Origin of the sequence: Paenibacillus sp. FSL W8-0187 (assembly GCF_037969755.1) — a bacterium.
Lineage (GTDB): Bacteria > Bacillota > Bacilli > Paenibacillales > Paenibacillaceae > Paenibacillus_AQ.
Map to the genome: position 1 here is coordinate 3727671 of NZ_CP150206.1, position 24167 is coordinate 3751837.

Consider the following 24167-nt stretch of genomic DNA (forward strand, 5'->3'; position numbering starts at 1 on the left):
CGCTTTAATAGTCAGGTGTGCGAACTGAGGAGCTTAGATCTGGGAGCCGCCTCCATCGACAGGGAACTCAGACCCGGTGGTATAGGTGGCCTCAAATGCTAGGAATGCAACAGCCTTGGCTACCTCAACTGGATCGCCTAAACGCAGCATTGGGATCTGTTGTCTCATCTGTGCCTTTGTCTGCTTGGCAGCTTCTTCCGGCATTGACTTTTCCATGATGCCTGTGTCAATAACGCCGGGACTGACTGCGTTGACGCGAATATTTCGAGGTAATAACTCGCGCGCCAGACCCCGAGTCATGGAGCGCAGCGCCGCCTTACTAGCTGCGTAAGCACTGAGCATAGGGAGACCCACTACGTTCACGATTGAGGTGGTAAGGACTACCCCGCTACCTGAGCCTAGCAACGGAGCGAGTTTCTGCACGGTAAAGTACGGTCCTTTGGCATTGATTGTAAGTATCTCGTCGTACTTTTCTTCTGTCATTGTCTCGAAAGGGACAAACCCCGTGACACCAGCGTTAACAAACAGGGCATCTATTGTTCCAAATTCAGCCTCCACTTGATCGGCTAATGCGGCGATATCCTTCATTGAGGCGGCATCGCTTAAGACCGCGATCGCGTTGTTTCCAAGTTGTTCACGAGCCGCATCCAGCGTCGCCTGAGTACGTCCAGTAATCAGAACGTGTGCGCCTTCATCCACTAGCAACTTCGCCGTCGCAAGGCCGATTCCGCTGCTACCTCCTGTGATCACGACCTTTTTGTCAGAGAATTTGCCCTTACTGAATAGTTCCATTTAAATCGTCCTCCCTTTGTATAATCCGTAATCGGATGATTAGGTACAGGAGCGATTATACTTCAATAAATTTAATAAGTAAACTAATTTAATTAAATTAGTTTACTTAATTAATTTCATACATAAAGGGTCGCAAATTTGTTATAATATGTTTTATAGGCATCAAAGGGAGGTACTTATCCGTGAGAAAAGCTGTGAGTGTAGATACATATGTGGAAAAAATAAAACCCATTATAAGAAAAACAAAATTCAGTCAACTGAAAGTCGACGATCTCGCTAAATATATGGATATCAGCAAAGTGACACTCTATAAGCATTTTTCCTCCAAAGACGACATCATCGAACAAGTCGTGGATTATTACATTGATTATTCGAAGAAGGCTGACACCGTTGTCAAAGACGATTCCGTCTCTTTTTTGGATCGTTTTCAATTAACATTTTTACAATCTTTGATGTGTGCCGCGTATATCTCTGATTTGTTCTTGCAAGACCTTAAGGAATTTTATCCACACCATTTTGAGAATCTGTCCGTTGCCCTACAAAATCGGAATAAAAGCTTACAAACTTTTTTTGAATCCGGTATGGAGCAACAGATTTTCAACAGATTGAATGCCGTGTTGTTTATGGTTCAAGATGACGCTGTTCTGCGACGCTTTATCGATCCGTCATTTTCGATTCAGTATGATATCACTTTGAAACAAGCGATTATGGATTTCTACTACATGAAGCAGTATCAATTGCTAAAACCTGAATATCTGAAGATCATAGACAATTCCAATATTGAAATGAAGATCGTTAATATTTTGCAAGCCATTTCATAAGTGAAGCGTCAGTTGGTACTCGGACAACTCGCCGTCGAGGAGAAGAGCAACGAACAAAAGCCCACTAGTTTTACAACGATGAAAAAAGAGGGGATCCGCCCCTCTTTGCTATTTCCGCCAATACATCTCCGATTTAATTGTCTTTCCGAACTAACAGTGAACAGCACTCCGCATATCAAGTGTGAGTAGCAATTGTCTGAATTGATGCAGCAGCATTTCTAGAATAGTGGCTTGCTTGTCTAAGGCAACGTTGACGGTGGTTGCTAGTAACTTTTCTGGGCTAGAGTCCATTTCTTGTTCGCTTTGTATTTCCTTAAGAGGTCTATTACTATAGTTGAACTGTCCAAACTCTTTCACGCCCCCAGGTTTTCCCTCAAGTTCACCAAACGTATTGCTACTTCGCTCTCCTCCTCGTTACTTCAACGGAAACGGCAGCCGATCACCTTGCCGGCTGCCGTATGTTTCCGAGCTATCATCCCCGTTAACTTATCCCCACCGCGTTCCATGCCTGAGCACCACAGGAGCGATCCGGAGACTTAAACGACGCTCTTCGGCGCAATTATTCGTCGTCCCCTAGAATCATTTTGTCCAGCGTCGTGCCGGCAAGCACCATTGGGTACACGTTCTCATTGGTCGGGATGACGAACTCGACGAGCACAGGTCCTGTTGTCTGCAGCGCCTCAAGCCAGACCTTGGAGGCCTCGGCCTTTGTCGTTGCCCTTAAACCCTTGATTCCGTATGCTTCCGCAAGCTTGACGAAGTCCGGACTGCCGGACAGATCAATCTGGCTGTAGCGTCGTTCGTACATCAATTCCTGCTGCTGCTTAACCATGCCGAGCACCTGGTTGTTCAAGACCACGATCTTGACCGGAATCTGATGAATCGCGCAGATCGCCATCTCCTGCGCGCACATCTGCATGCCCCCGTCGCCGTTGATCGAGACGACGAGGCGATCTGGATTTCCGACTTTAGCGCCGATCGCAGCCGGGAAGCCAAAGCCCATCGTGCCAAGACCGCCCGATGTGATGAGTGAGCGAGGATGCTTAAAGCGGTAAAACTGCGCGGTCCACATTTGGTGCTGGCCTACATCAGTGGTGATGATCGCATCTCCTTGCGTCGTCTCGCTAATCATCTCGAGCACATATTGCGGTTTAATGACAGTATCCGAATCGGTATACCGAAGCGGATGCTGCACCGTATACTCTTGAAGCTGCTCGAGCCAGGTATCCGTCTGAGCTGCTTGCGCTTTCGTGTTCGCATAAGCCAGCACGTTTTTAATATCGCCGATGCACGCGATCTCTGTCTTGACGTTCTTGCCGATTTCCGCAGGATCGATATCGATATGGGCGATACGTTTGGCCTGAGGCGCAAACCCGTCCAGCTTCATCGTGACCCGGTCATCGAAACGCGAGCCGATCGAAATAATGAGATCCGCATTCTGCACCGCCATGTTCGCCGCATATACGCCATGATGTCCGAGCATGCCCAACCACAACTCGTCATCGCTTGGAAACCCGCCGAGGCCGAGCAGAGTCGTCGCGACCGGAATCCGCGTAGTGTGGACGAATTTGATCAGCTCCTGGGAGGAGTTCGCATAGACAACGCCGCCGCCTGCGATAATAACCGGCTTGCGCGCTTCTGCAATCGCCTGAAGCAGCGCATCTATTTCTGCCGGATTTGGTTCTGGGGCTCCATGGTATCCGCGCAACTGAACCGTGTCCGTTGGACGATACGCCATCCGCTGGTTGGTCACGTCTTTTGGAATATCGATCAAGACAGGGCCTTTGCGGCCCGTATTTGCAATGTAGAACGCTTCATGGATGATGCGAGGAAGGTCTTGTACATCGCGAACCATGTAGCTGTGCTTCGTAATCGGCATCGTGATGCTAATAATGTCCGCTTCCTGAAAAGCATCCGTGCCCATGACAGTCGTAGATACGTTCCCCGTTATGACTACCAGCGGCACCGAATCCATATAGGCGGTTGCGATGCCGGTAACCAGATTTGTTGCTCCTGGACCGGATGTCGCGATGCATACCCCAACCTTCCCCGTCGACCTAGCATAGCCGTCCGCCGCGTGAATCGCGCCTTGTTCGTGCCGGGTCAAGATATGCTTGAATTCAGGCTGATGTACCATCGCGTCGTAAATATAGAGCACATTACCTCCCGGATAGCCGAATACGCACTCTACGCCTTCCTGCAGCAAGCCGCGCAAAAGCACCTCCGAACCGGTGATATATTCCTCTGATGGCGTCGTTGTTTCATTCGTCATTCCTAATTGCTGTTCCACTTGGGCAGCCTCCTTTGCAAAATAAAATCCCCTCTCCTCCTGAGCAAACTGACATTCGATCAAGTCAGCTCATACAGGGACGAAAGGGGAATTTTTCGCGGTACCACCCAAGTTCGCTGCCACCCTCGCGAATGCAGCCTCATGAGGTAAGGCTGATGCCTTACCTGCGGCGCGTTAACGAGCACCATTTCGGTTAAGTCTACTTGCGGGCATGGAATGAGACCAGCCGCTTTCGGTTAACAGCTCCGAGACGACACCATACAAAGGGTTAAGGCAAAGGTTTCAGCGTTTCCTCTGCTCTCTGGGCATAAGCGCCTTTGCCGGCTTTCTCTTCATCGCCTGCTGGTAATAAACAAATAACCCCTTCCTTCCCAAGGCTCATAGCAGCTGCTAGAAGCCTTGGGACGAAAGGGGAATCGCGGTACCACCCAAGTTTACTGCAACCTCGCAATTGCAGTCTCATGAGGTAAAGCCGTTGCTTTACCTGCAGCATGTTAACGGATGCCAAGCCGGTTGATCCTACTTGCGGGCGTGCAATCACGCCTTCCGCGTTCGGTCAACAGCTCCGAGACGACACTATACATACGTTACGACGGAGGTTTCAGCAATCCCTCTGCTCTCTGGACATAAACGCTATTGCATAGCCTTCTCTTCTTCGCTATATTTGGATTTTTCTGATAATAGCACAGACTCGACTTTTTTTCAAACCGAATGGATACTAAGCTGCTTCATGTCTCACCTCAAAATGAGGCAACAGCAACTAGATCAAGTTATCCTGCCCATAAGCAGAGCGAGGCCGCCGATCGATCCACTGTAACCTCTCGTGTTGTATTTATTGAGTTCTTGTACCCGTTAAGTTTAACCCATTTATGAGTGCCTTCTTATACTAAACTCTTGGAGAAGATTCAAGCTGCTCTCCATGCTGGCTCTGATAATCAATTAACAGTTGCTGCATCTTATCCACCGTGCCATCTGGATGAGGAACATGAATGGAAACGGTCAAATTAGAATCGTTCAAGTAATGAAACGAAACAAGATCAAAATTCAAGATCCCGAGATTCGGACAATGCAGCGTCTTAGGAGCATCAATAGCATCAAGAACCTCGTGGGAATCCCAAAATTCTCGAAACTCCCTGCTAGCCTGTGAAAGCGCCTCGAAATGCTCGGACCACCAAGGATCGTCGACGTGACGCGCATACCCGGCATGGAAGTTAGCAACGATTCGCCGAGCATGCTGTTCCCATTGGTCGCCCTTTACATAGCGGAAACGGGGAGAAGTAAACGTCATCCAGACCAAATTCCGCTCCCGATCCGACATAACCGCGAGATTCCCATTCAATGCGCAGTAGGCTTCATTCCAGGCAATGATGTTCATGCGCGCATCCATGACATTCGTTGGGGAAAGGTTCTGGCTATCCAAAAAACGTTGAAGTTCCGGAGTTACCTTAGAGCGTTGCTTTGTACCGGTCAAGGGAAATTGCTTACGGGCCAGATGGTACAGATGCCTGCGTTCCGATTCATCTAACCGAAGCACTTTCGCTATTCGATCAAGGACCTCAGCGGATACGTTGATATGACGCCCTTGTTCCAAATAGGTGTACCAATCCAATCCCACGTCTGCCAGCAGAGCTACCTCGCTGCGGCGAAGTCCGGGTGTTCGTCTGCGTCCGGAATCCGGCAACCCTGCTTGCTCTGGGGTTATTCGTTCACGGCGCGAACGCAAAAAACGGGACAATTCCTCATAACGGTCCAATCTGTTTGCCATGTTCTCCATGCCTCCTACCCATTCATGAACGTAGGATTCCCAATCCTACGATAACTAGATCTCTTCCTAGCCTCTTCGGGTCCATTTAGACTAGTTTATGTCCTCCTTAGGAGGAATAGCAAGAATGGATAGACAGTGATGATCGGCCCCACCTGTTCAACTCCATTCAGACCCTATCATTGAGGTGATGAAAATGAAAGTAGCCGCCATAGTCGGAAGCATTCGCAAAGATTCATACAACCTGAAGTTAGCCCGTTATATTCAAAACCGTTATCAGCATCTTTTTCAGTTGGATGTGCTGAACATTCGGGATCTCCCCTTTTACGATCAGGATATCGAGTCCGTTCCACCGCAGCCGGTTATTGATTTTAAGGCGAAAGTCGCGGCTGCCGACGCGGTGTTATGGATCACTCCGGAATATAATTCGACCATTCCCGGCGTCATGGCGAACGCGATTGACTGGTTATCCCGCGTGGATCGAGTCATGATCGGAAAGCCCTCATGGATCGTCGGATCTTCCATGGGATTGTTGGGATCGGTCAAAGCGCAGGGTCATCTGCGTGACATTCTGTTCGCATCCGGTATTTCCTCGCCGCTGTTGCCTGGAAATGAAATGTACATTGGTCTTGTTCATGAGAAGCTTGATGAGAAGGGTGAGCTGACCGATGAACCTACCATTCAGTACCTTGATCTTGTAACCGACAATTTCGTGAAATGGATGAAGGAGCTCTCCCAATTGAAGCAGCTCCAAAGTTAAAAATAAAAAGAAACCTTGGAGGGAGTAAGATGTTTGAGCATATCGTGCTATTGAAATTCAAGCCCGATGTTTCTATTGAAGTAAAAGAAAGTGCAATAAAGCGCGCACATGACTTTAAAGGGAACATTCCGGGGATCGTGGAACTTAGCGCCGGGATTAACGTTACGGAGGAAGTAGAGCTTATGCAGGGATTTACGCTGGGGATATGTGTCACTTTTGAGGAGCGACAGGCTTGCCGAGATTATATTCAGCATCCCCTGCATCAAAGTTTATTGCAATCCATTGGCCCGTCTGTTGAAGGAATCGTCGTTATGGATTACCCGTTTGCTTAATGTTCCCGATACTTGTCATGCTGAAGCATGGCATCTCCCGGAGCACCATAGGTAGCCAGGACATCATCCGCCACCTCGAAAAGTCGCATACCGCTCGAATGTCGGGAACGCTCTTCCGATTTGTTTAAGGTTCGTCAAGGCAGACACATGCAGACCGCGTTTCTTACACTCCAATGCAACTTCAATCGGAACCGCATTTATTCCGCTATTAGTGACGATGATGATGGTTTCTCCTGGACGTAAATCGTATCCGGATACAATTATGTTCAAATTTTCATGTTGCACCTGCAACTAAAATTTTCATCATTTTACCTCCAATATTTGATTTGTTGTAACCGCTACAGTTGTAACTGCATTGATTACAACTCGTGTATAAAAAAGCCCGCATCAAGCTTTAATTATTGGGGCCTACCTTCTTTCAGCTTTATGTCAATAAAATCAACGATCTGCTGAAGCGAGGAAATTTGAATCATAATATGTTCACGTTGACTTCTTAATTGATCCACCAGTTCAGGATAATTAACGGAATCGGAGTCGACTGAGGCAGCCAAAAATGGCCGCATAGCCTCGAGCGACATTCCCGTTTTTTTGAGGCAGGTTATTTGCTTGATCCTATAAATGTCCTCTTTTCGATAAAAGCGATGCCTGTTTTCCTTCCGTTCTGCCTGAGGTAGCAGCATGATCTTTTCGTAATAGCGGATTGTATCCTCGGAAATACCGGTTTGCTCGGCGACTTGCTTGATCGTAAAAGTTTGTTCTTCCATTATGTCTCCTCCCTAAATTGCCGTTTTGAGCATTATACATCTTGGAGCATACTCCAAGTCAAACTTATTTCCATCATTTATCCTTAATCAACTTTTTTGTTTTCGCCCCTTGACTTGGATTCGACTCCAACTTTTATTATGGGATCTGACAGGGAGAAAACTCCCGGCAAAAATCTATCTTAAGAAGGGCAGGAACATTAATTATGGAACTAAAGATTACCGCACCCTCTCCAGTCGTCTCGGTGAAGCCGATAGTGCTTTCAGCCCCAGGCCGTGGCGAGAATCTGCAAGTGAGAGTCTCCGCGCCGACGACCGGTCGTAACTTACCTATTATTGTTTTCTCACACGGTTCTGGCTCATCGTTGGAGGGTTACGGCCCCTTGGTTGACTTCTGGGCTGCACACGGCTTCGTAGTCATTCAACCTACCCATCTCGACTCAAGGACATTGGGTCTCCCTCAGGACGATCCCCGCACACCACGGATATGGCGTTTCCGAGTGGAAGACATGAAGCGCATCCTTGATCAGCTTGATTTCCTGGAATCTGCCGTTCCCGGCCTCAGCGGGCGCCTTGACCGAAGCCGCATCGCCACAGCCGGACACTCCTTCGGCGGCCAGACGGCGGGCAACCTGTTAGGATTGCGAGTCCTCAACCCCGAGACTAAGAAGGAAGAGGACCTGTCCGACTCGCGCATCAAAGCAGGCGTGCTATTCGCCACCGCTGGGCAAGGTGGGGACAGCCTGACACCGTTCGCGGCCGAGAAGATGCCGCATCTGAACGTGAGCTTCGAGCACATGACCAAGCCCACCCTCGTGGTCGTCGGGGATCAGGACGACACTCCTAACAAATATCAGCTGACCGTTCGCGGGCCGGATTGGATGACCGACCCTTACTTCCTCAGCCCGGGAGCCGAGAGCCTGCTCACCCTTTTTGGTGCAGAACACTCACTTGGAGGGATCGCTGGTTACGAGGTTAAAGAAACAACAGACGAAAACCCAGAACGAGTTGCCCTGATCCAGAAGGTTACATGGGCTTACCTTCGACATGTACTCGATATTGAGCAGACCAACTGGTCGGCAGTGAAACAGACTTTGTCCGAGACGACCCATTCAATTGGTCGAATTGAATCCAAATAAAGCTCTAGAGAAAGACAGCGAGCTCCCCCGCCGGCCCAATGCCTGTGAGGGAGCTCACTCTCTTTTTCTGATCAGCACGCAAAAAATTAAAAGATTGTCGGTACCATTCCCCCATCTATTCGGATCGGGGATCCTTTGAAGGCGGAGGCTCCATCTCCCGCCTCGTTTGGCCGGATCGCTTCTTGCCTTCTAAAAGGCGGCGTATTCATGTACGGTTTGTTAAGGTACGTTAGCGATAGAAGTCAACCATATCTCCAAACAGCCGTTTAATAAATTCAAGCTCGCTTTCGCTGTATCTTTCCAAAAATCCGTACATTCTTTGCCTTTCCTTCGCATGAAGCTCATCATGAGCAGCAAATAGCTTTTTGCCGACAGGCGTTAGCCGAAAATACACTTCCTTTTTGTTATCGTTAAGCTGGGCTTTTCGCACCCAACCTGCCTTTAGTAATTTATTTGCGATCTTGGAGGTATTTCCTTTACTTAAATTCATTCTTTCCGCGATGGAAGTGAGATTGATCGGCTCCTGCTCTCCGATGCATGCAATGGTGTGCAGTTCCGTCATATTCAAGCTGAATTCCGATTCAATATGCTTCCGGATCTCCTCCAGGTATGTGGCAGTTATTCGGGTTTCATATTGCTCTTTTTGCTCAAGAAACTGAACGAAAAATTCATGAATGGAGGTTTTGTTCTTACTGGCAGTATCCATGATTATGCTGGCTCCTCGACTTATTTGTTTTATTATATCATAGATTGTTCTCTGAGAAACAAACAGGCATACCCGTATTGAGCTTGGGGTTGACAGAATAAAGAGTGACCAAGTACAATAATATTGTTTCGTGTGAAACAAAAATTATATATAACTTTTGTCACTCTCTTTTTAACAAACAATAAAAAAAGATTCTAACGAAACAATATTTAATGAAGGAGGAGCATACCTGCCTATGGAAATCGTGAATCCGAAGACATTGACGGATAAGGTTACATCTGTAATTTCTCATGTCGTGGTAACTACTGCCTCTAAACTGGCCTTCATTTCAGGTCAGGTTTCTGTAGATGAAACGGGAGCATTGGTCGGTTCAGGGGACTATTACGCGCAAGCAATTCAAGTGTTTACCAATCTTAAGTATGCATTGGAAGCCGCGCGGGCGGATCCATTGTACATTGCAAAAATGAATATTTTTGTGGTAAACCACAACCCGGAACTGATTTCGATTATTTTTGACGCCGGATTTCATGTGTTTGGCCCTAACTGGCCGAAGACAGCAAGTACCTATATAGGCGTTCAAGCACTAGCCGATCCTGAATGGCTTATCGAAATAGACGCTATCGTGATCTTCCCATAATATTTAAGAAAAGAGGTTATTTATATGAAATATGAAGTCATCCTTATCGGTGGCGGACCTGTCGGCATGATGTTGGCTGGAGAATTGGCATTAGCCGGTGTAAAGGTCTGCGTTATTGAGCGATTAAAAGAGACAACTCCATATTCACGTGCGCTTACCGTACATCCACGAACCCTTGAAATATTAGATATGCGTGGAGTGAAATCAAAATTAATCAGTAAAGGCCGCTTACTTTCAAGAGGGCATTTTGCCGGATTAGAAACTCCTTTGGATTTTTCGATGTTGGATTCTTCTTCCAATCACACCCTCTTTTTACCGCAAAGTGAGACGGAGCAGGTGTTGGAGGAATGGGCTCTTAGCCTTGGCGCAGAGGTCTGGAGAGAGGTTGAGGCTCTATCTGTGCATCAGGATGAGGATGGGGTTGACGTTAAGATCGCGGGACCTCATGGAGAAACAACGTTAAGATCAGCTTATGTGGTAGGTACGGATGGAGCTAGAAGTTTGGTTCGCAAACATGCAAATATATCATTCGAAGGTACAGATGCGACCTTCACGGCTATTCTGGGCGATGCCGTTCTATCTGATTTAGCTCCTATGAGTGTCATATCCCGGATTACAGAAAAAGGATTGGTCAGCATCATGCCAATCAATGATCATATCTATCGAGTCTTGATGATCGATATGGAGAGACGTAACATCTCTAAGGATGAGACCGTTACATTGGAAGAGTTTCGTTCATCGCTCATCCGTACGACCGGAAGCGACTTGGGATTGAACGATGTGAAATGGATGTCCCGTTTCGGAAATGCTACGCGGCAAGCGGGACGCTATCGGAATGTTCGATTGTTCTTGGCGGGAGATTCAGCGCACATTCATTTTCCCGCTGGTGGACAGGGAATGAACGTCGGCTTACAAGAAGCGATGAACTTAGGCTGGAAGCTTGCAGGAGCAATCAAAGGCTGGGCCCCGGACTGGCTATTGGACAGTTATCATGCCGAACGTTTTCCATGGAATACGGCCTTGCTCCGGAATACCGAGGTCCAAACCCTGCTTCTGGACGTGACTCCTCCCATCACGGAACTGCGAAGCATGCTGGCTGATCTGATTCAAATACCGGAGGCTAATTATCAAATCGCTGCACAAATTTCCGCAATGGATGTACATTATGCACCCGACGCCGAAGCGCCTCCCCATCCTTTAAACGGGAAACGGTTCAAGGATCTCAGCTTAAAGCTGAAAGACGGGCAATTGGTGAACTCCTATCCGCTCCTGCACAAAGGTACTTTTCTTCTGTTGCATTTCCATTCTAATGAACAGAATAGCGGCCAATGGGAAACGTATAGCCATCTTCAAGTTGTACATGCCTCTTTGGCTGAGGCTGACGCGGATTGGAACGACGTCCACACGGCGCTTATTCGGCCGGATGGACATATTGCCTGGGCGATTCCTCTATCCGATCCGAATCCAATGCAAACCATAAATGAAGGAATCACTCGCTGGTGCGGAAACATTACGGATTAGTAATTCGTTTGAGGTGTGTAACTGCCTCCCCCTTACCCAGCTAAGGCAAGGTCTGTAGATGATTGAACAAGCACCGTCCTTTATGTCAATGGAATCAAGTTCTTACCCTCAGGTTGGGATAAAACTTGATTCCTTAAATCCCTCTACGTTATGGCTATCTTAGTTTTAATGGTATGTCATTAAAATAGACCTCTTCAATATAAATCGGCGTTGCAATGGCCTTATCGGCAGGATCAAAAACCTCCAACTTAGAAAGTTACCATGGTTCTAAAAAAAGACGCCCCAGCGCTGAACCATGCTCCTTCTACCCTCGCTAATTTTATTCCTCGACGGCGATGCCGGCAGCTCTTAAATGCCCGTATGCAACGATTCTACTAAACTGAGATGAAACTTCATCTGCAGGAAGGGGTTTATCGTTTTTAATCCACCAAATTACAATCCCCATGAAAGACGATCCGAGGTATTCGAGCAGCAATTCCTTGGATATTGCTAATGGGGAGTTTCCCTGAGCAGGTTTCCACCCCTCCATTAATTTATCTTTAATGATATTCTCCATTTTCGCTTGAAACTGATAGATTCTATTCTCTTCAATTAACATGGAATGATAAAAGGTCATATTTAGGGAAATATGTTTCAGTACCGTTTGCATGACTGTTTCGAGTAGAGAAATACTGAAAGGATTCATGCTGATGGGACAAAGAACGACCGCATCCTTTAATTCGCTCAACAATTCATTCATACATGTATCTAATAAATCAGGTTTATTTTGGTAGTGGAGATAAAAAGTGTTTCGATTGATCATAGCCCGATCGGCAATATCCTGGATCGTTATCGCTTCATATCCCTTTTCCCGAATAAGCTCATAAAACGCTTTTCGAATCGATTGTTTCGTGCGCAGTATTCTTAGGTCGGTTTTCTTGTTCATTGTTTTCGTTCCCCCTAAATTTATTTTTAGGTCGTTAAGCGACAAAGTTTTATGAGTTGTCTGTTATACTTCAAAACTAAAAATATTGAATATTGAGCGTTGTATTAACCTCTACTATAATGAGCATCAGATAAATAAACAACATATTGTTCATTATTTATCTAATGACTAAAAAAATCCAAGGAGGATATTTCAATGACATCCAACCATCAAAATGAGCTTGTTCGTAAGGCAGTCGCCGTACTGGAAAGTTTTGAGAGCGGCAACCCCGAAGCGATTACGGCTTACGTTCATCCAGATCAATATATTCAACACAATCAGGCCTTACTCGATGGTCGTGAAGCCATGCTTGGCGCACTTGATCATTTAAAGGAGATTGGTACTAAGGTAAACATTAAGCGGATTTTAGTCGACGGAAATTATGTTGCTCTTCATTCTGTATATGATTTTCACGGCCCTAAAATCGTATATGATATCTTCCGTTTTGAGAATGGACTAATCGTTGAACATTGGGACAATTTGCAAGAGATGGTGGAGAAGACACCAAGCAAACATACGATGATTGACGGACCGATTACGATTAAGGATATCGACAAGACGGATGCCAACAAAGCACTTGTCAAAAGCTATGTTGAGAACATCTTGCTCGGGAAGAACCCTGACCTGCTTGCCTCTTACTTTGATGGAGATAACTACATTCAGCATAGTCCGCATATTGCAGACGGTCTTTCCGGTCTTCACGCTGCTTTGCAGGCTCTGAAGGAGAAAAATATTGAGTTTGAATATACTCATGTCCATCAAGTAATCGGACAAGGCAATTTTGTTCTTACAGTAAGTGAAGGTCTATTTGATGGTCAACATACTGCTTTCTACGATTTGTTCCGCGTAGAGGATGGAAAGATCGCTGAGCATTGGGACGTAATCGAGGCCATACTGCCGGCAGAAAAACGAAAAAATTCAAACAGTAGATTTTGAAGTTTGTGTAGCTGAATCGGAAGAAAGACATCGCCGAATTTAAGTACGGTGATGTCTTTCGCTTCACGAATGTACTTGAGTGATAAATCGTGTAATCAAATGGATACAGAAGCGTTGCTGCAACGCTATTTTTATTCATTGCAATGAAGTGACCGTGTGGTGCAGCCATATTTATGGTGAACCTTTCACAAATGAACATTGCGGTTGATAATCAACAATCTGTTCATTATAAAGAAATGAGGAGTAAAGGATCATGAAAATGCTGACACAAAAAATGATGTGGCTGGGAATGGTGCTCGTCCTGATCGTGTTGACCGTATTCGGGTTAGCGATGATGGGATCGGTGCTAGGATCGAAGTCAAAGGAGCTCCCGGTGGCCCTCGTTATCCTGGACCAGCCGACGGAGCTGTCGACTGGAGGAACGTTTGCGGTAGGGGAAATGATCCAGGAAAAGTTGTTGTCGAACCCGGCAATGCCCTTCGTCTGGCATGTCGTGGATTCCGAGCAAAAGGCTCGGGAAGGACTGGATAAACGCGAATATTACGGAGCGATGGTGATTCCGGCGGATCTGAGCAGCGGTTTACTCTCGTTAGCAACTCACTCGCCGATTCACCCTAATGTGAAAATCATCTCCAACGAGGGTATGAACACCCAAGCCTCGATGGTCGTAAGACAGGCAATGGGGCAAGCGTTGAAAATGATCAACGGGGAACTGTTGCAGCAGCTGCTTGGGCAAATCGGACAGCAAACGGAGCAGATTCCGGTTCAATCGGCTAAAGCTTTAATGACACCGGTGAACGTTCAGGAGGAAGTCGTGCATCCACCGGGAGCGAATAATGCGTCGGGGAATGCGCCGGGTTTGTTTACCCAGATTATTTGGATCGGCAGCATGGTGACCGGAGTCGTCTTGTTCCTGGCTAGCCAGAAGGCGGTCGCCGCGGGTTCAAGGAGATGGACCGTCAGCGCGCTGCAAGCTATCGGGGGGCTTGCGATCGTCGGCATAGCCTCGTGCTTCACCATATGGATGGCTTCGTCGTGGTACGGCATGGAACTGGCGAACACTGGGGAGACGTGGTTGTTCTTATGGTTGGCTGGATCGGCGTTCTTCTTTTTGCAATCCTCCTTGCTAAATTGGATCGGATTCCGCGCAATACCGCTGCTCGTACTTCTAATGTTCTTCTCCATGCCGCTGTTGAACATGGCTCCGGAGTTCTTGTCGCAGACGACGCGAGATTGGATCTATTCGTGGACGCCACTACGGTTCGCGGCAGGAGGGTTACGGGAAGTAATGTACTTCGGCGGACTGGACGCAGTTGGCTCAAACGCCTTGATTTTGTGGGGCGTCGCCGTGGGATTTTTGGTTCTGCTGCTCGCTTCCGGATTTAAGGCCGGGCGAGCAACAGATGCGCCCCCTTCTTCTGTTACAGGTGATTAATATAAAGATAAGAACAATCCACGTTTCCGAAATGCCTATTAAGCGAGTATGTTCTTGTCGTCTTACAATTTATGCAGCACTTACTACGCTGTTTTATTGAACTTTCGCCCCTCTAGGTCGCTGGGTCAACCGCAAAACTAAGCTGGAACGTAGGTCAACCTGATCACCTGCTCGCCAATTCGATCGCTTGCCACGAGGTGCAGCGGCGGCCGCGGACCGCCGAAGAATGGCTTGCCGTGACCCAGCACGACTGGATGGAGATAGAGTCGATACTCATCAACTAGACCGAGCTCCGTTAGACTGTGGGCCAACTCCGGCCCGGCAACTTCAATCTTCCCTTCATGCTGAGCCTTTAGCCCACGTATGGCCGCTGCGAGGTCGCCCTCGATCAGAGAAGCGTTCGGACCGACGGACTTTAACGTCCTCGACACCACCCACTTCGGTTTGCTTTGCCACGCCGCTGCGTATTCCCTTTCCGGCGCATCCCATTCAAAATGGTCTCCGTCCCAATATCGCATGGTCTCGTACATGCGGCGCCCGTACAGAATACCCGTCAGACCGCGCACGTCTTCGATGAAATGACGGAATAGCACGGGGTCGGGCTGAAATGCCATATGGTCGACGAACCCGTCCAGAGACTGGTTCAACGCAAAAACAATCTTTGCCATGCGACTGACTCTCCTCCCTGGTTTTCTCGCACATTCATCATCAGGATTACAGGTTCCATATGCATCCTCCTCTAAGTATATTGTATCATCCAACAGCAAGCCCGGTTTCTCATGAATTGCTATAACTATCCTGACCGTTAACTTAATGAAATTGCATGGAAACATAGTTAGATACTTGTCTAATCGGTAATCGGCTCATGTTCTTGTCCATTACGGCAATCGGTACAAGTTCTCGTCATAGTCTCCGACTTCAATCTCTTCGATTCGTCCCAAGGATAAATATGGCTATAAAGGATCCTTTGATTTCTCTATTGATCTTTTGTTTTTAAGTGAAAAATTTCTTCTTTGTCATCCCATTTAATTTCTACTTTAATAGGCATAGTTTCGTTCGTTACTGCACAGCCTGAACAACTAGAAGGCATTTCAATTATTGCTCCTTTGTAGTTCCCCTCTTTAAGTACTTGTTTCCCATCATTAATGGTAATTTCTAAATTATTTAGTTCTTTGCCCGTTGCATTTTTATAACCAAAAATGAACTTTCCACTTTCCTTATCTCCAGTAATGTTTGCTGTGTATTCGCCACTCCAACTTTCACTCTCCCCAGTAAGCGAAATTGATTTAATATTGCATCCGACCAAAGTTAAAATCATAATCAATATCAACACATATTGTTTTTTCATTAAGTCCTCCTCTATAATATTGTTCTAAATAATATGACGCTGGGGACAAGTTATAAGTTCCAGTTAAAACGGTTTCACTTATATGCTGTACCACTAAACTGCCCGTTAGTTTAATATAAGGGCGTCTACCGCCGTCGATGAAATCATATCGGGAATGTAACAATTGTTCTTGTCATTGTGTTTTGACAAGAACTTGAAAACATAAATATAAAAAGCCGCATAATCCGCGGCTTCTAATGTTACTAGGTTTTTGTCACCCGACATATTACTCGTATCATCCCAATACTCGCCAGCGTAGTGTAAATGAGATGCCATATCCTCCAAATGTCTTGGAAGAACAAGTGGAAATTTGAGTTGATACTGTCAAAGCAAGTATCACTGGTAGACTGCTCCTTTATTTTATTTGGTATAGCTGCACCATTCGTCCCACGGAAGAAATTTGATGTTTTACTCCTGCCCGAAATAACGGTACATCGCTTGCGCATACCCCAGCAAAGTAATCGATTCTGCGCCTACTGCATGGAAACTCTCGCCTAAGGCTGCTTTCCGACGCGTGATGGCTTTAAAGAAAACCTGCGACACATCCGTCTGCATGTACATGATGCAAAGTCTCCATACCAAAATTCGGAAGCGCAATTTCTTGTCCGCGCCTAATCTTGTCAAATATCCAGTAATCATGATTGGCCGTTGGATTCATAATTACCCACCCTGGACCTGAAATCTGACCTGGCATGATAACGGTCTCCGGGAAACTCTCCTGTCGGTAAAAGGTTATGCAGGTATTACTCGCTTTTCGCTTTCTGAATCCCATATTCCTCTAATGGGAATTTAGACTGTTCTTCAATGACCGGCATTGTAGTTGCTTTTCCATGCGCCCAAATAAACGAGCAGAAAATATAGTGGGACAGATTCGTCTTTTTCAGGGCTTCTGCCACACATGTTGTATCTTCCAGCGTAAAATTGATGAGATCCACAACAACATCTGCATTTAAGACAGCAATTTTTCTTTCGAATTCTCCATTCGATTCCTTAGCTCGGTCAAGGATGATTTGTTCAACCTCTCCCCAAGCCGCATCTTCCTTGTAGGGTTTACTTTGTCCACGAGTAATACTAATGACCTGACTAACTTAAGAATACTACGCGTTACAAAGGGCAACAGTCCTTCTTTATCGTAGCAACGCAGAGTATGTGCTGAAATATTCATTTTCTCAGCCAATTGTCCGATTGTATAACTCATTTTTTTTCCTCCATTTTTTATGAGGTGTTTTATAAGTGTACAAGTTCTTGTCCTCGACTCCGGACAAGAACTTGTACCGATAAAACAAAAAAAGCCGCTATTTTAGCGACTTTCAATGGGAACATGTTCTTGTCTCTCGACACATATTTTTCCATCTAGCTAACCATAAGCTAATTTCGAACCACTCCTAATAGCCACTAACCCATTCATTGGAACAAGTGTTCCAGAGGAAACATGAAAGATGAAATCCTGTAGGGTTTCCGCGCTCAAACGCTTTTCCCTCCCGTAGATACTAGGTGTCTACTCTATTGGCAAGTGTATGCTGCTTTAACATCTCATACATCCTATTGCACCAGAGTATACCTGCCTCCTCGAAATTAATCCCCATTTCTATAACAGAAATTGTAGAGAATAAAGGATGATTAACGTCAGGGTTCTGTTCTTGAAAAGACGAGATTCTCTCCTTATAATCCTTTAGCATGTGTTCATGTTGTTCTTTTTTCTTCCGTATCAGCTCAATCAATGCATCCGGACTTACTAACCAAGAACTGTATTGTTTCAACAGAAAGGTGTCTGTATCACCAACATCAGGAAGCTCTAACACCCAAGACTTTAAGGCGTCAATGCCACTAGGCGTAATTCTGTAAATTTTTCGGGGAGGACGATAGGACTCTTGTTCAATGGCTTGCAGTTCAATAAATCCGGCTTCCTCCAGTTTCGAGAGAGATGGATACAGCTGGTTATTGTTAATTTTGTAGAAATGGGTAATTCTGTTGTTGATCTGCTGCTTCATTTCATATCCGCTTAACGGTTCTCGTGCCAACAATCCTAATATGGTGTACTGGATATTATTCATGAAGTACTCCTTCCCCTCTCTATCTCTGAGTTCGAGTTCAGTCTTTCAATATATAGGTTAATTATAACATAAAACAATATTGACACAATGAATGAGATGAGCTAGTATTCTTTAATAGGTTATATATAACATATGTAAGGATTGTACTAATCATGAAACTTATTTTCGATGATCAGACTTTTTCGTTCGAATTACTTCGCACAATGGGTTACGCAGCTTTTGGTGGAGCGGACGTAGGCGAATGCCTATCTACCGCTTATCGAATCGGGGAAGGCAATTTTGAAAGCTGGTATGAGGAATGGCTTAAGACAGCAATCCGGGCTCATCGGGAAGCTGAAGAGAGCAGCAAGCAAGGCAATAAGACCAGCGCGAGAGAATTCTACTTGCGTGCATCTAATTATTACCGTACTGCTGAATTTTTTCTCCATGGCAATCCGGAGGATAAGCGTATTCTTGAGACATGGAGCCTTAGCCGTAGCACATTCAGACAGGCGCTTTCTTTGCTTGATCATCATTGGGAGATTGTTTCGATTCCTTATGAAGATACAGAGCTGCCGGGGTACTTATATTTAGCCGGGAATCAGCCCAGGCCTGTCCTGATTGTTCACGGTGGATATGATTCCACTGCAGAAGAGCTTTATTTTCAAGTCGTTACCTCTGCTTTAGAAAGAGGCTATCATTGCTTGGTATTCGAGGGTCCTGGACAAGGAGCTGTTATCCGCGAGCAGCGAATTCCATTCAGGCATGACTGGGAGGCTGCTGTAACTCCAGTGGTCGATTACCTGACCAAGCGCCCAGAAGTCATCTCCGACAAAATAGCGTTAATGGGTATTAGTTTAGGTGGGTATTTGGCTCCGCGCGCGGCTGCTTATGAACACAGGCTCGCTGCATGCATAGCAAATGACGGTTTATTTTCCTTTCAAGTGGGGGCCATGGCTGAGGCGTTGGGTATAAATACAAGTGACAAATCCGATTTAAGTTCACCAGAGACGGAGAACTTAATCGCGTCGATTATGGCCAAAGATACAGGCACTCGATGGGGAATTGAAAATGGACAGTTCACGTTCCTTGCAACGAATGTAGAAGAACTCGTACGCAAAACTGAACCCTTTACCTTAGAGGGTGTTGCTGAGCAAATCATGTGCCCGGTACTCGTGTGCGAAGCTGAGCATGATCATGCCTTTGCAGGACAACCTGAACGATTATTCCAATCTTTAAAGGGTTCCAAAACATATATGAAATTTACTGCAGAAGATTCTGCTGAAGAACATTGCCATTTTGGAGCATTGAAATTGGCTAACCACCGCATGTTCACCTGGTTAGATCAAGTTTTGAATAAAGATTAAGTTTCTTTTAAAGAATACCGAAGCTTGGTGAAGATTACATCACCTCTTAAGTACCTTTCCCCAACACAGGAAAAAGGCGTTTGTTTTTCTGAAGTTGTCACAGAGCTGCCTGTTCCATATGTATGTTCTTTCTTTATAGCAAAGGAATCGAGTTCTTTTCCTCAGATAGGAACAAGAGCCTGATTCCTTAAATCCTGACCACCCGTCCAACGGGTGGTTTGCTTTTGGGGTATAACCCGTGTTTATATTATCCCCTTTAAGTAGACAGTGTGTAAAAAGCGCATTAAAGTCTACTCGGAGGGGATTTTTTTTATTGGCGAAACACCAAATAATGGAAGATGCATAATTCTGCCCGTTACTTGAATCAAAGCTCCAGCCTTTATAAGGCCGCCTCGACAATGATTGCGTGGATTGTTCCATATCAGTCATTTTTTGTGAGCCTTAATGTTCCCTCTTTCAAGGCAATCGTATCAGAACTTGCATTTATTATGTAAAAGTAATATTGCCCTGATTCCTTAATAGTTAAATTGTAATTCCCCTTTAATTGATCGAAATCTTGCGATGGATTTAGAACACCGTCTTTAACGTAACCAATTAACATATTTTGATTTTCGACCACCTCCGATTTATACTTTTCAAATATATATTCTACATAGTCACCGGCTTTTAGTTCCCACCCCCTTCCATTAGTATCTGTTAAGACGCTTATTGAACCATTTACAGTAATTATCTCAGGGGAAATATATACTCCGTTTTTTTCTTTTGTTTCTAACTCAAATATTGAGGAAGGCATAAAATTTCCTTCCATTATCTTTGTGATAATCCGGTTCTCAGGAAGACCATTTCGTGTTCTATTCTTTAATTCTTCTGGTGAGTACTCGACTCCATTAGAATCAATATATACCCCGTTTCGATATATCATATAACCGCCACTTCCTTCTTTTCCAATCAAATGGCGATTATAATCAGTTATTAACTCTGTTTGTTTTATTTCTTTAGGAATACAAGCAGTAATTGTTGTTAAACCAACAACGATTATACCGATAAACAAACTTTTTCGGATTTTTTTAGAATTATTACTATTAAACACCATAAATATGAATCACCTTTCGTTTAGACGTAATTACCAGACATGTTATATGTTAATTCTACTGGATAAGCTATGATTGTATTGAGCAATCCTGTCCGTTAGCTTAATGAAATTGCATGGAAACATAGTTAAATACTTATCTAATCGGTAATCGGCTCATGTTCTTGTCCTCCGACAACAAAACTTTTAGTTTTATTGATGCTTACTTGAATGTACCTATTTTGGGAAGCTACACAAAAGCCGCTATAATAGCGACTTTCAATGAGACTATGTTTTTGTCCCTCGACATCAACAAAACTCAGATTTTTTTATCAGTAGGAAAAGTACCATTTAAAGAACTTAGCATTCAATTCCCTCCAATTTCATTTTTATATAAGTATTCATTGGATTGGTGGGTAAAACCTTCATCCTTTGTCCGTTATATCAACAAATATATCCATCAGATACTTAAACTGCTACCACACTATCCTGCCCGTTGGCTGAATAGGCTGCCGATTATGTCGGCAGCTGTCTTAGAGATGTATTGAAAAATGAAAAGGATCCTACTCACTTTTATGCTATTCCTTGTTTGTATTAATTGTTTTCAAACAACAACCTTTTCTTCAAACAAACCAACTCAAGACTCTGAAGAGCTTAGGTTACAGGATATGCTTATGAACTTACTTTCTCCTTTTATTGAGAAAGATTTGCATAACTATTATTACCCGAAGATTTTTAGTGATATCTCACCTGTTATCGCTCCCTGGAAAATTGAAGTGATTGAAACAAGAAGAGTAAATCATTTCCGTGGCTTTATATTGGAAATTACATTTGAAATTGAACCTACAGATGGTGGACACTGGATCCCAATAGGGAAGGACCGAATGACCTATGAAATTTCTTCTGGACCTAGGGTTAAATTGATTAATCATACTCACCTATCTACATATAAATATCCTCCAGAATAATTACAATATTATATTTAACGCATTATATTATTCTGCCAGTTAGTTTAATAAAAGGGCGTCTACCGCCGTCGTGAAATCATATCGGGAATGTTATCAAGTTCTTGTAATTGTGTTTTGACAAGAACTTGATAACATAAACATATAAAGCCGCATAATCAGCGGCTTCTAATGTTACTATGTTTTTGTCACCCGAAAAGAGCTGCCGTCGAGCAAGTTTCCGTTAGTGTAATAACTTCATTTCCTTACCATTAAAGAATGACCTAGAAACCAGCTATATAATTCCGGATTATCGTATGTTTCTGTCCAGGAGTTGTGATTCGACTTAGGATAAATTGTGAAAGAGACATTTCCACCGTTTTCGCGAAGTGCGTCTACCATTTTTTTGATTCAGCAATAGGAACTATATCATCCTTCGCGCCATGGAATGCCCAGGTGGGTGTTCCTATTAGTTCATGTATCCTGTTGGGGTTACCTCCACCACATATTGGAGCGATAGCCGCGAACCTTCCTGGATATTCTGCTGCTAAGTGCCACGTCCCATAACCACCCATGCTTAGCCCCGTCAAGTATAACCGATCTGGATCTACGTTGTAGTTTGCAATGATCTCATCTACTAATGCCATCAATCCGTCTTGTTCAGCATTCCAAAAGGAATCCTCCGGGCATTGAGGGGAAATCGTAATGAATGGAAAAGAAGGATCGCGTTCTGCTATCATAGGAATTCCATGTGCTTTTACCAACTCCAGATCATCTCCACGTTCACCTGCCCCGTGAAGAAATAAGATTAAAGGCCACTTAATTGAGGATTCTTTTTCATAATGATCTGGCAAATGTAAGAGATATTTCATCCGCACTCTTTTTGTTATTTCTTTTTCAAATTTATTTACGGTTTGACTCATTGTATCTCCCTCACTTTACTGATATCTCCCATAGGGGGTAAAAATAGAATTTCCCATATTCCCCGAAATTCCTTCAGTTGTATTTTAGCCTTAAACTAAAACAGTATAATCGGAACTTTTTAGTTCGACCATTTCTTTCCCTTGCTTAGTATAGCTACCATCAGGATATCTGATAGCGAGTCGCGGGTTCTGTTCCAAAACTCGTATGATCCTCCCGATCATCTTATCACTCCATTCGTGAATGCTATATAAATATTCCACTCCAAGGCAGCTGATCAATCTGACCAGCTGCCTTCTCATCTTTATTCAACTAACGTCCCCCATTAGCGTAATATGATTAATCTTCGGACCTACCATACAAACATTTTAGAATCGAATCAGCACATTCTTCTGAAGAATTTATGTGTGTGTTGACAGTACAGTCGTACTGTATATCTTTTGCCATCATTTTGTTTTGCCAGTCTGATTGATCTTCAGTTCTATCTCCACGTTCAATATTTCTTTGGCGACAAATTTCCAAAGGACAAAACACTTCAACAATATAAAAGGGGTACCCAGCAAATATGTTCTTAACTTTTTCATAATGGGGTTTTAACTCAGGTCTTTCTACCAAGATGCCATCGATAAGCACATTTTTACCATGATCAGAAAATAGTTTGGCGGTATGATACATCATAATAATTGCATCACTTAAATATTTCCAATAATCTTCTCGAAGATAGTTATCGCCAATTGTATTTTCAAAAAGATCGTTTGCAACCACATAAAAAAACTCATCCGATTTTAACTGAATAGCGTCTACTATAGATGTTTTTCCTGAACTGGTTACTCCGTTCAAGAATACGATTTTTCCTTTGCTCATCTCTAATTCCCCTATTCGTTCAACTTAAATACAGTTTAACAGTTTCAACGTATAAACAGGATTGAGAAAACAATTATAATTGAACTATGCTGCCCATTAGAGTAAGCAGCTGCCAACCGGCAAACTGCTCCATCTGTTCTCCACAAAGGTTTCCCCTTAGCTTAGCGACCAACAGATGGAGAAATAATGAAGTCCATACCATTTTTTATAATAGTTTCCGTCTCAATTGTACGTTTAGTTGGACTTACAAGAACTAAACCATCAGGATCAATTTTAATTTCATTTCGTAGCTGCGTTACTTGAAATTTGCCGTACTCTGTAAGACTAGGATGCGGAGTATTCAACCGATTTGGATAATCGTTGAGATGTTCTCCATGACCATGCCGAATAAATATGAATTCCATTTTCCGCCCTCCTAACATCAAATCCGATATTAGGTATTCTATGATTATATTCAGTAATCCACCCGTTAGCTTAATGAACTAGAGCAGTGAAATGTAGTTAAATGCTTGCTTAATCGGTAATCGGACCATGTTCTTGTCCCTCGACACTCAAAGTGTCACAATTGACATGTCTTCTACTTTTTTAATACGTAATTACGCTTGGCGATCAAACTTTAATTACATGGATATACACAATCTATCTGTAGAACCATTGCTTGCTAAAAGAAAAGCAGGATCAAAACGTAATAAAACACCGCCAGTAATACTGACGGTGTTTTGGTGT

24 protein-coding genes and 1 pseudogene are annotated in these 24167 nt (G+C 44.4%); 10 read left to right on the forward strand and 15 right to left on the reverse strand.

What is annotated here, in order from left to right:
- Positions 1–33: 33 nt before the first annotated feature.
- A complete protein-coding gene (locus MKY48_RS16680; protein ID WP_339289909.1) occupies positions 34–792 on the reverse strand; it encodes an SDR family oxidoreductase in 759 nt (252 codons plus the stop codon).
- Between the two features lie 182 nt (positions 793–974).
- On the opposite strand from MKY48_RS16680, the gene MKY48_RS16685 reads away from it, so the two are divergent.
- On the forward strand, positions 975–1613 hold the full coding sequence (locus MKY48_RS16685) for a TetR/AcrR family transcriptional regulator (protein ID WP_339264747.1): 639 nt from the start codon (positions 975–977) through the stop codon (positions 1611–1613).
- 559 nt (positions 1614–2172) lie between these two features.
- Here the strand turns inward: MKY48_RS16685 and ilvB are convergent.
- A complete protein-coding gene (ilvB, locus tag MKY48_RS16690) occupies positions 2173–3885 on the reverse strand; it encodes a biosynthetic-type acetolactate synthase large subunit (protein WP_339293522.1) in 1713 nt (570 codons plus the stop codon).
- Between the two features lie 904 nt (positions 3886–4789).
- A complete protein-coding gene (locus MKY48_RS16695) occupies positions 4790–5668 on the reverse strand; it encodes a helix-turn-helix transcriptional regulator (protein WP_339289911.1) in 879 nt (292 codons plus the stop codon).
- Between the two features lie 193 nt (positions 5669–5861).
- On the opposite strand from MKY48_RS16695, the gene MKY48_RS16700 reads away from it, so the two are divergent.
- Together MKY48_RS16700 and MKY48_RS16705 are read left to right on the forward strand one after the other, a co-directional pair.
- A complete protein-coding gene (locus tag MKY48_RS16700) occupies positions 5862–6425 on the forward strand; it encodes an NADPH-dependent FMN reductase (protein WP_339289913.1) in 564 nt (187 codons plus the stop codon).
- A gap of 29 nt (positions 6426–6454) precedes the next feature.
- Positions 6455–6757, forward strand: a complete 303-nt coding sequence (locus MKY48_RS16705; protein ID WP_339289915.1) for a Dabb family protein — start codon at positions 6455–6457, stop codon at positions 6755–6757.
- A 63-nt stretch (positions 6758–6820) separates the two neighbouring features.
- On the opposite strand, the gene MKY48_RS16710 is transcribed toward MKY48_RS16705, so the two are convergent.
- Together MKY48_RS16710 and MKY48_RS16715 are read right to left on the reverse strand one after the other, a co-directional pair.
- The gene (locus MKY48_RS16710; RefSeq protein WP_339289916.1) at positions 6821–7027 is read right to left on the reverse strand and encodes an SIS domain-containing protein; all 207 of its coding nucleotides are present in this window, start codon (positions 7025–7027) and stop codon (positions 6821–6823) included.
- A gap of 137 nt (positions 7028–7164) precedes the next feature.
- Positions 7165–7524: pseudogene (locus tag MKY48_RS16715) on the reverse strand (MerR family transcriptional regulator); the annotation flags it as partial.
- Positions 7525–7724: 200 nt separating this feature from the next.
- Here MKY48_RS16715 and MKY48_RS16720 point away from each other — a divergent pair.
- The gene (locus tag MKY48_RS16720; RefSeq protein WP_044482033.1) at positions 7725–8657 is read left to right on the forward strand and encodes an alpha/beta fold hydrolase; all 933 of its coding nucleotides are present in this window, start codon (positions 7725–7727) and stop codon (positions 8655–8657) included.
- Between the two features lie 229 nt (positions 8658–8886).
- Here MKY48_RS16720 and MKY48_RS16725 read toward each other — a convergent pair whose 3' ends face one another.
- A complete protein-coding gene (locus tag MKY48_RS16725) occupies positions 8887–9363 on the reverse strand; it encodes a MarR family transcriptional regulator (protein ID WP_339289918.1) in 477 nt (158 codons plus the stop codon).
- 235 nt (positions 9364–9598) lie between these two features.
- Here MKY48_RS16725 and MKY48_RS16730 point away from each other — a divergent pair, with 235 nt between their 5' ends.
- Both MKY48_RS16730 and MKY48_RS16735 read left to right on the forward strand, forming a co-directional pair.
- A complete protein-coding gene (locus MKY48_RS16730) occupies positions 9599–10000 on the forward strand; it encodes a RidA family protein (protein ID WP_063184662.1) in 402 nt (133 codons plus the stop codon).
- A 24-nt stretch (positions 10001–10024) separates the two neighbouring features.
- Positions 10025–11521, forward strand: a complete 1497-nt coding sequence (locus tag MKY48_RS16735; RefSeq protein ID WP_339289920.1) for a monooxygenase — start codon at positions 10025–10027, stop codon at positions 11519–11521.
- 319 nt (positions 11522–11840) lie between these two features.
- Here MKY48_RS16735 and MKY48_RS16740 read toward each other — a convergent pair whose 3' ends face one another.
- Entirely contained in the window at positions 11841–12446 is a 606-nt protein-coding gene (locus MKY48_RS16740; protein ID WP_339264757.1) for a TetR/AcrR family transcriptional regulator, read from the reverse strand.
- A gap of 195 nt (positions 12447–12641) precedes the next feature.
- On the opposite strand from MKY48_RS16740, the gene MKY48_RS16745 reads away from it, so the two are divergent.
- Positions 12642–13421: a nuclear transport factor 2 family protein gene (locus tag MKY48_RS16745; protein ID WP_339264759.1), complete on the forward strand. Its 780-nt coding sequence runs from the start codon at positions 12642–12644 to the stop codon at positions 13419–13421.
- Positions 13422–13674: 253 nt separating this feature from the next.
- Positions 13675–14856: an ABC transporter permease gene (locus tag MKY48_RS16750; RefSeq protein WP_339289922.1), complete on the forward strand. Its 1182-nt coding sequence runs from the start codon at positions 13675–13677 to the stop codon at positions 14854–14856.
- A 137-nt stretch (positions 14857–14993) separates the two neighbouring features.
- On the opposite strand, the gene MKY48_RS16755 is transcribed toward MKY48_RS16750, so the two are convergent.
- The 4 genes from MKY48_RS16755 to MKY48_RS16770 form a co-directional block, all read right to left on the reverse strand.
- Positions 14994–15689, reverse strand: a complete 696-nt coding sequence (locus MKY48_RS16755; RefSeq protein WP_339289923.1) for a dihydrofolate reductase family protein — start codon at positions 15687–15689, stop codon at positions 14994–14996.
- Positions 15690–15832: 143 nt separating this feature from the next.
- Positions 15833–16204, reverse strand: a complete 372-nt coding sequence (locus MKY48_RS16760; RefSeq protein ID WP_339264764.1) for a hypothetical protein — start codon at positions 16202–16204, stop codon at positions 15833–15835.
- A gap of 447 nt (positions 16205–16651) precedes the next feature.
- Positions 16652–16804, reverse strand: a complete 153-nt coding sequence (locus MKY48_RS16765; RefSeq protein ID WP_339264766.1) for a hypothetical protein — start codon at positions 16802–16804, stop codon at positions 16652–16654.
- 929 nt (positions 16805–17733) lie between these two features.
- On the reverse strand, positions 17734–18297 hold the full coding sequence (locus tag MKY48_RS16770; protein WP_339264767.1) for a PadR family transcriptional regulator: 564 nt from the start codon (positions 18295–18297) through the stop codon (positions 17734–17736).
- Between the two features lie 152 nt (positions 18298–18449).
- Here MKY48_RS16770 and MKY48_RS16775 point away from each other — a divergent pair, with 152 nt between their 5' ends.
- Positions 18450–19643, forward strand: a complete 1194-nt coding sequence (locus MKY48_RS16775) for an alpha/beta fold hydrolase (RefSeq protein WP_339289926.1) — start codon at positions 18450–18452, stop codon at positions 19641–19643.
- Between the two features lie 421 nt (positions 19644–20064).
- Here MKY48_RS16775 and MKY48_RS16780 read toward each other — a convergent pair whose 3' ends face one another.
- Positions 20065–20736 carry a hypothetical protein gene (locus tag MKY48_RS16780; protein WP_339289928.1) on the reverse strand — a complete coding sequence of 224 codons (672 nt, stop codon included), beginning with the start codon at positions 20734–20736 and terminating at the stop codon, positions 20065–20067.
- A 650-nt stretch (positions 20737–21386) separates the two neighbouring features.
- On the opposite strand from MKY48_RS16780, the gene MKY48_RS16785 reads away from it, so the two are divergent.
- Positions 21387–21680: a DUF3888 domain-containing protein gene (locus MKY48_RS16785; protein WP_339289929.1), complete on the forward strand. Its 294-nt coding sequence runs from the start codon at positions 21387–21389 to the stop codon at positions 21678–21680.
- A gap of 371 nt (positions 21681–22051) precedes the next feature.
- Here MKY48_RS16785 and MKY48_RS16790 read toward each other — a convergent pair whose 3' ends face one another.
- The 3 genes from MKY48_RS16790 to MKY48_RS16800 all read right to left on the reverse strand — a co-directional run bounded on the left by MKY48_RS16790 (position 22052) and on the right by MKY48_RS16800 (position 23845).
- Positions 22052–22579, reverse strand: a complete 528-nt coding sequence (locus MKY48_RS16790) for a PHB depolymerase family esterase (RefSeq protein ID WP_339289931.1) — start codon at positions 22577–22579, stop codon at positions 22052–22054.
- A gap of 337 nt (positions 22580–22916) precedes the next feature.
- Positions 22917–23441, reverse strand: coding sequence for an AAA family ATPase (locus tag MKY48_RS16795; protein WP_339264777.1), 525 nt, complete (start codon positions 23439–23441; stop codon positions 22917–22919).
- A gap of 161 nt (positions 23442–23602) precedes the next feature.
- Positions 23603–23845: a histidine phosphatase family protein gene (locus MKY48_RS16800; RefSeq protein WP_339289932.1), complete on the reverse strand. Its 243-nt coding sequence runs from the start codon at positions 23843–23845 to the stop codon at positions 23603–23605.
- Between the last annotated feature and the right edge of the window lie 322 nt (positions 23846–24167).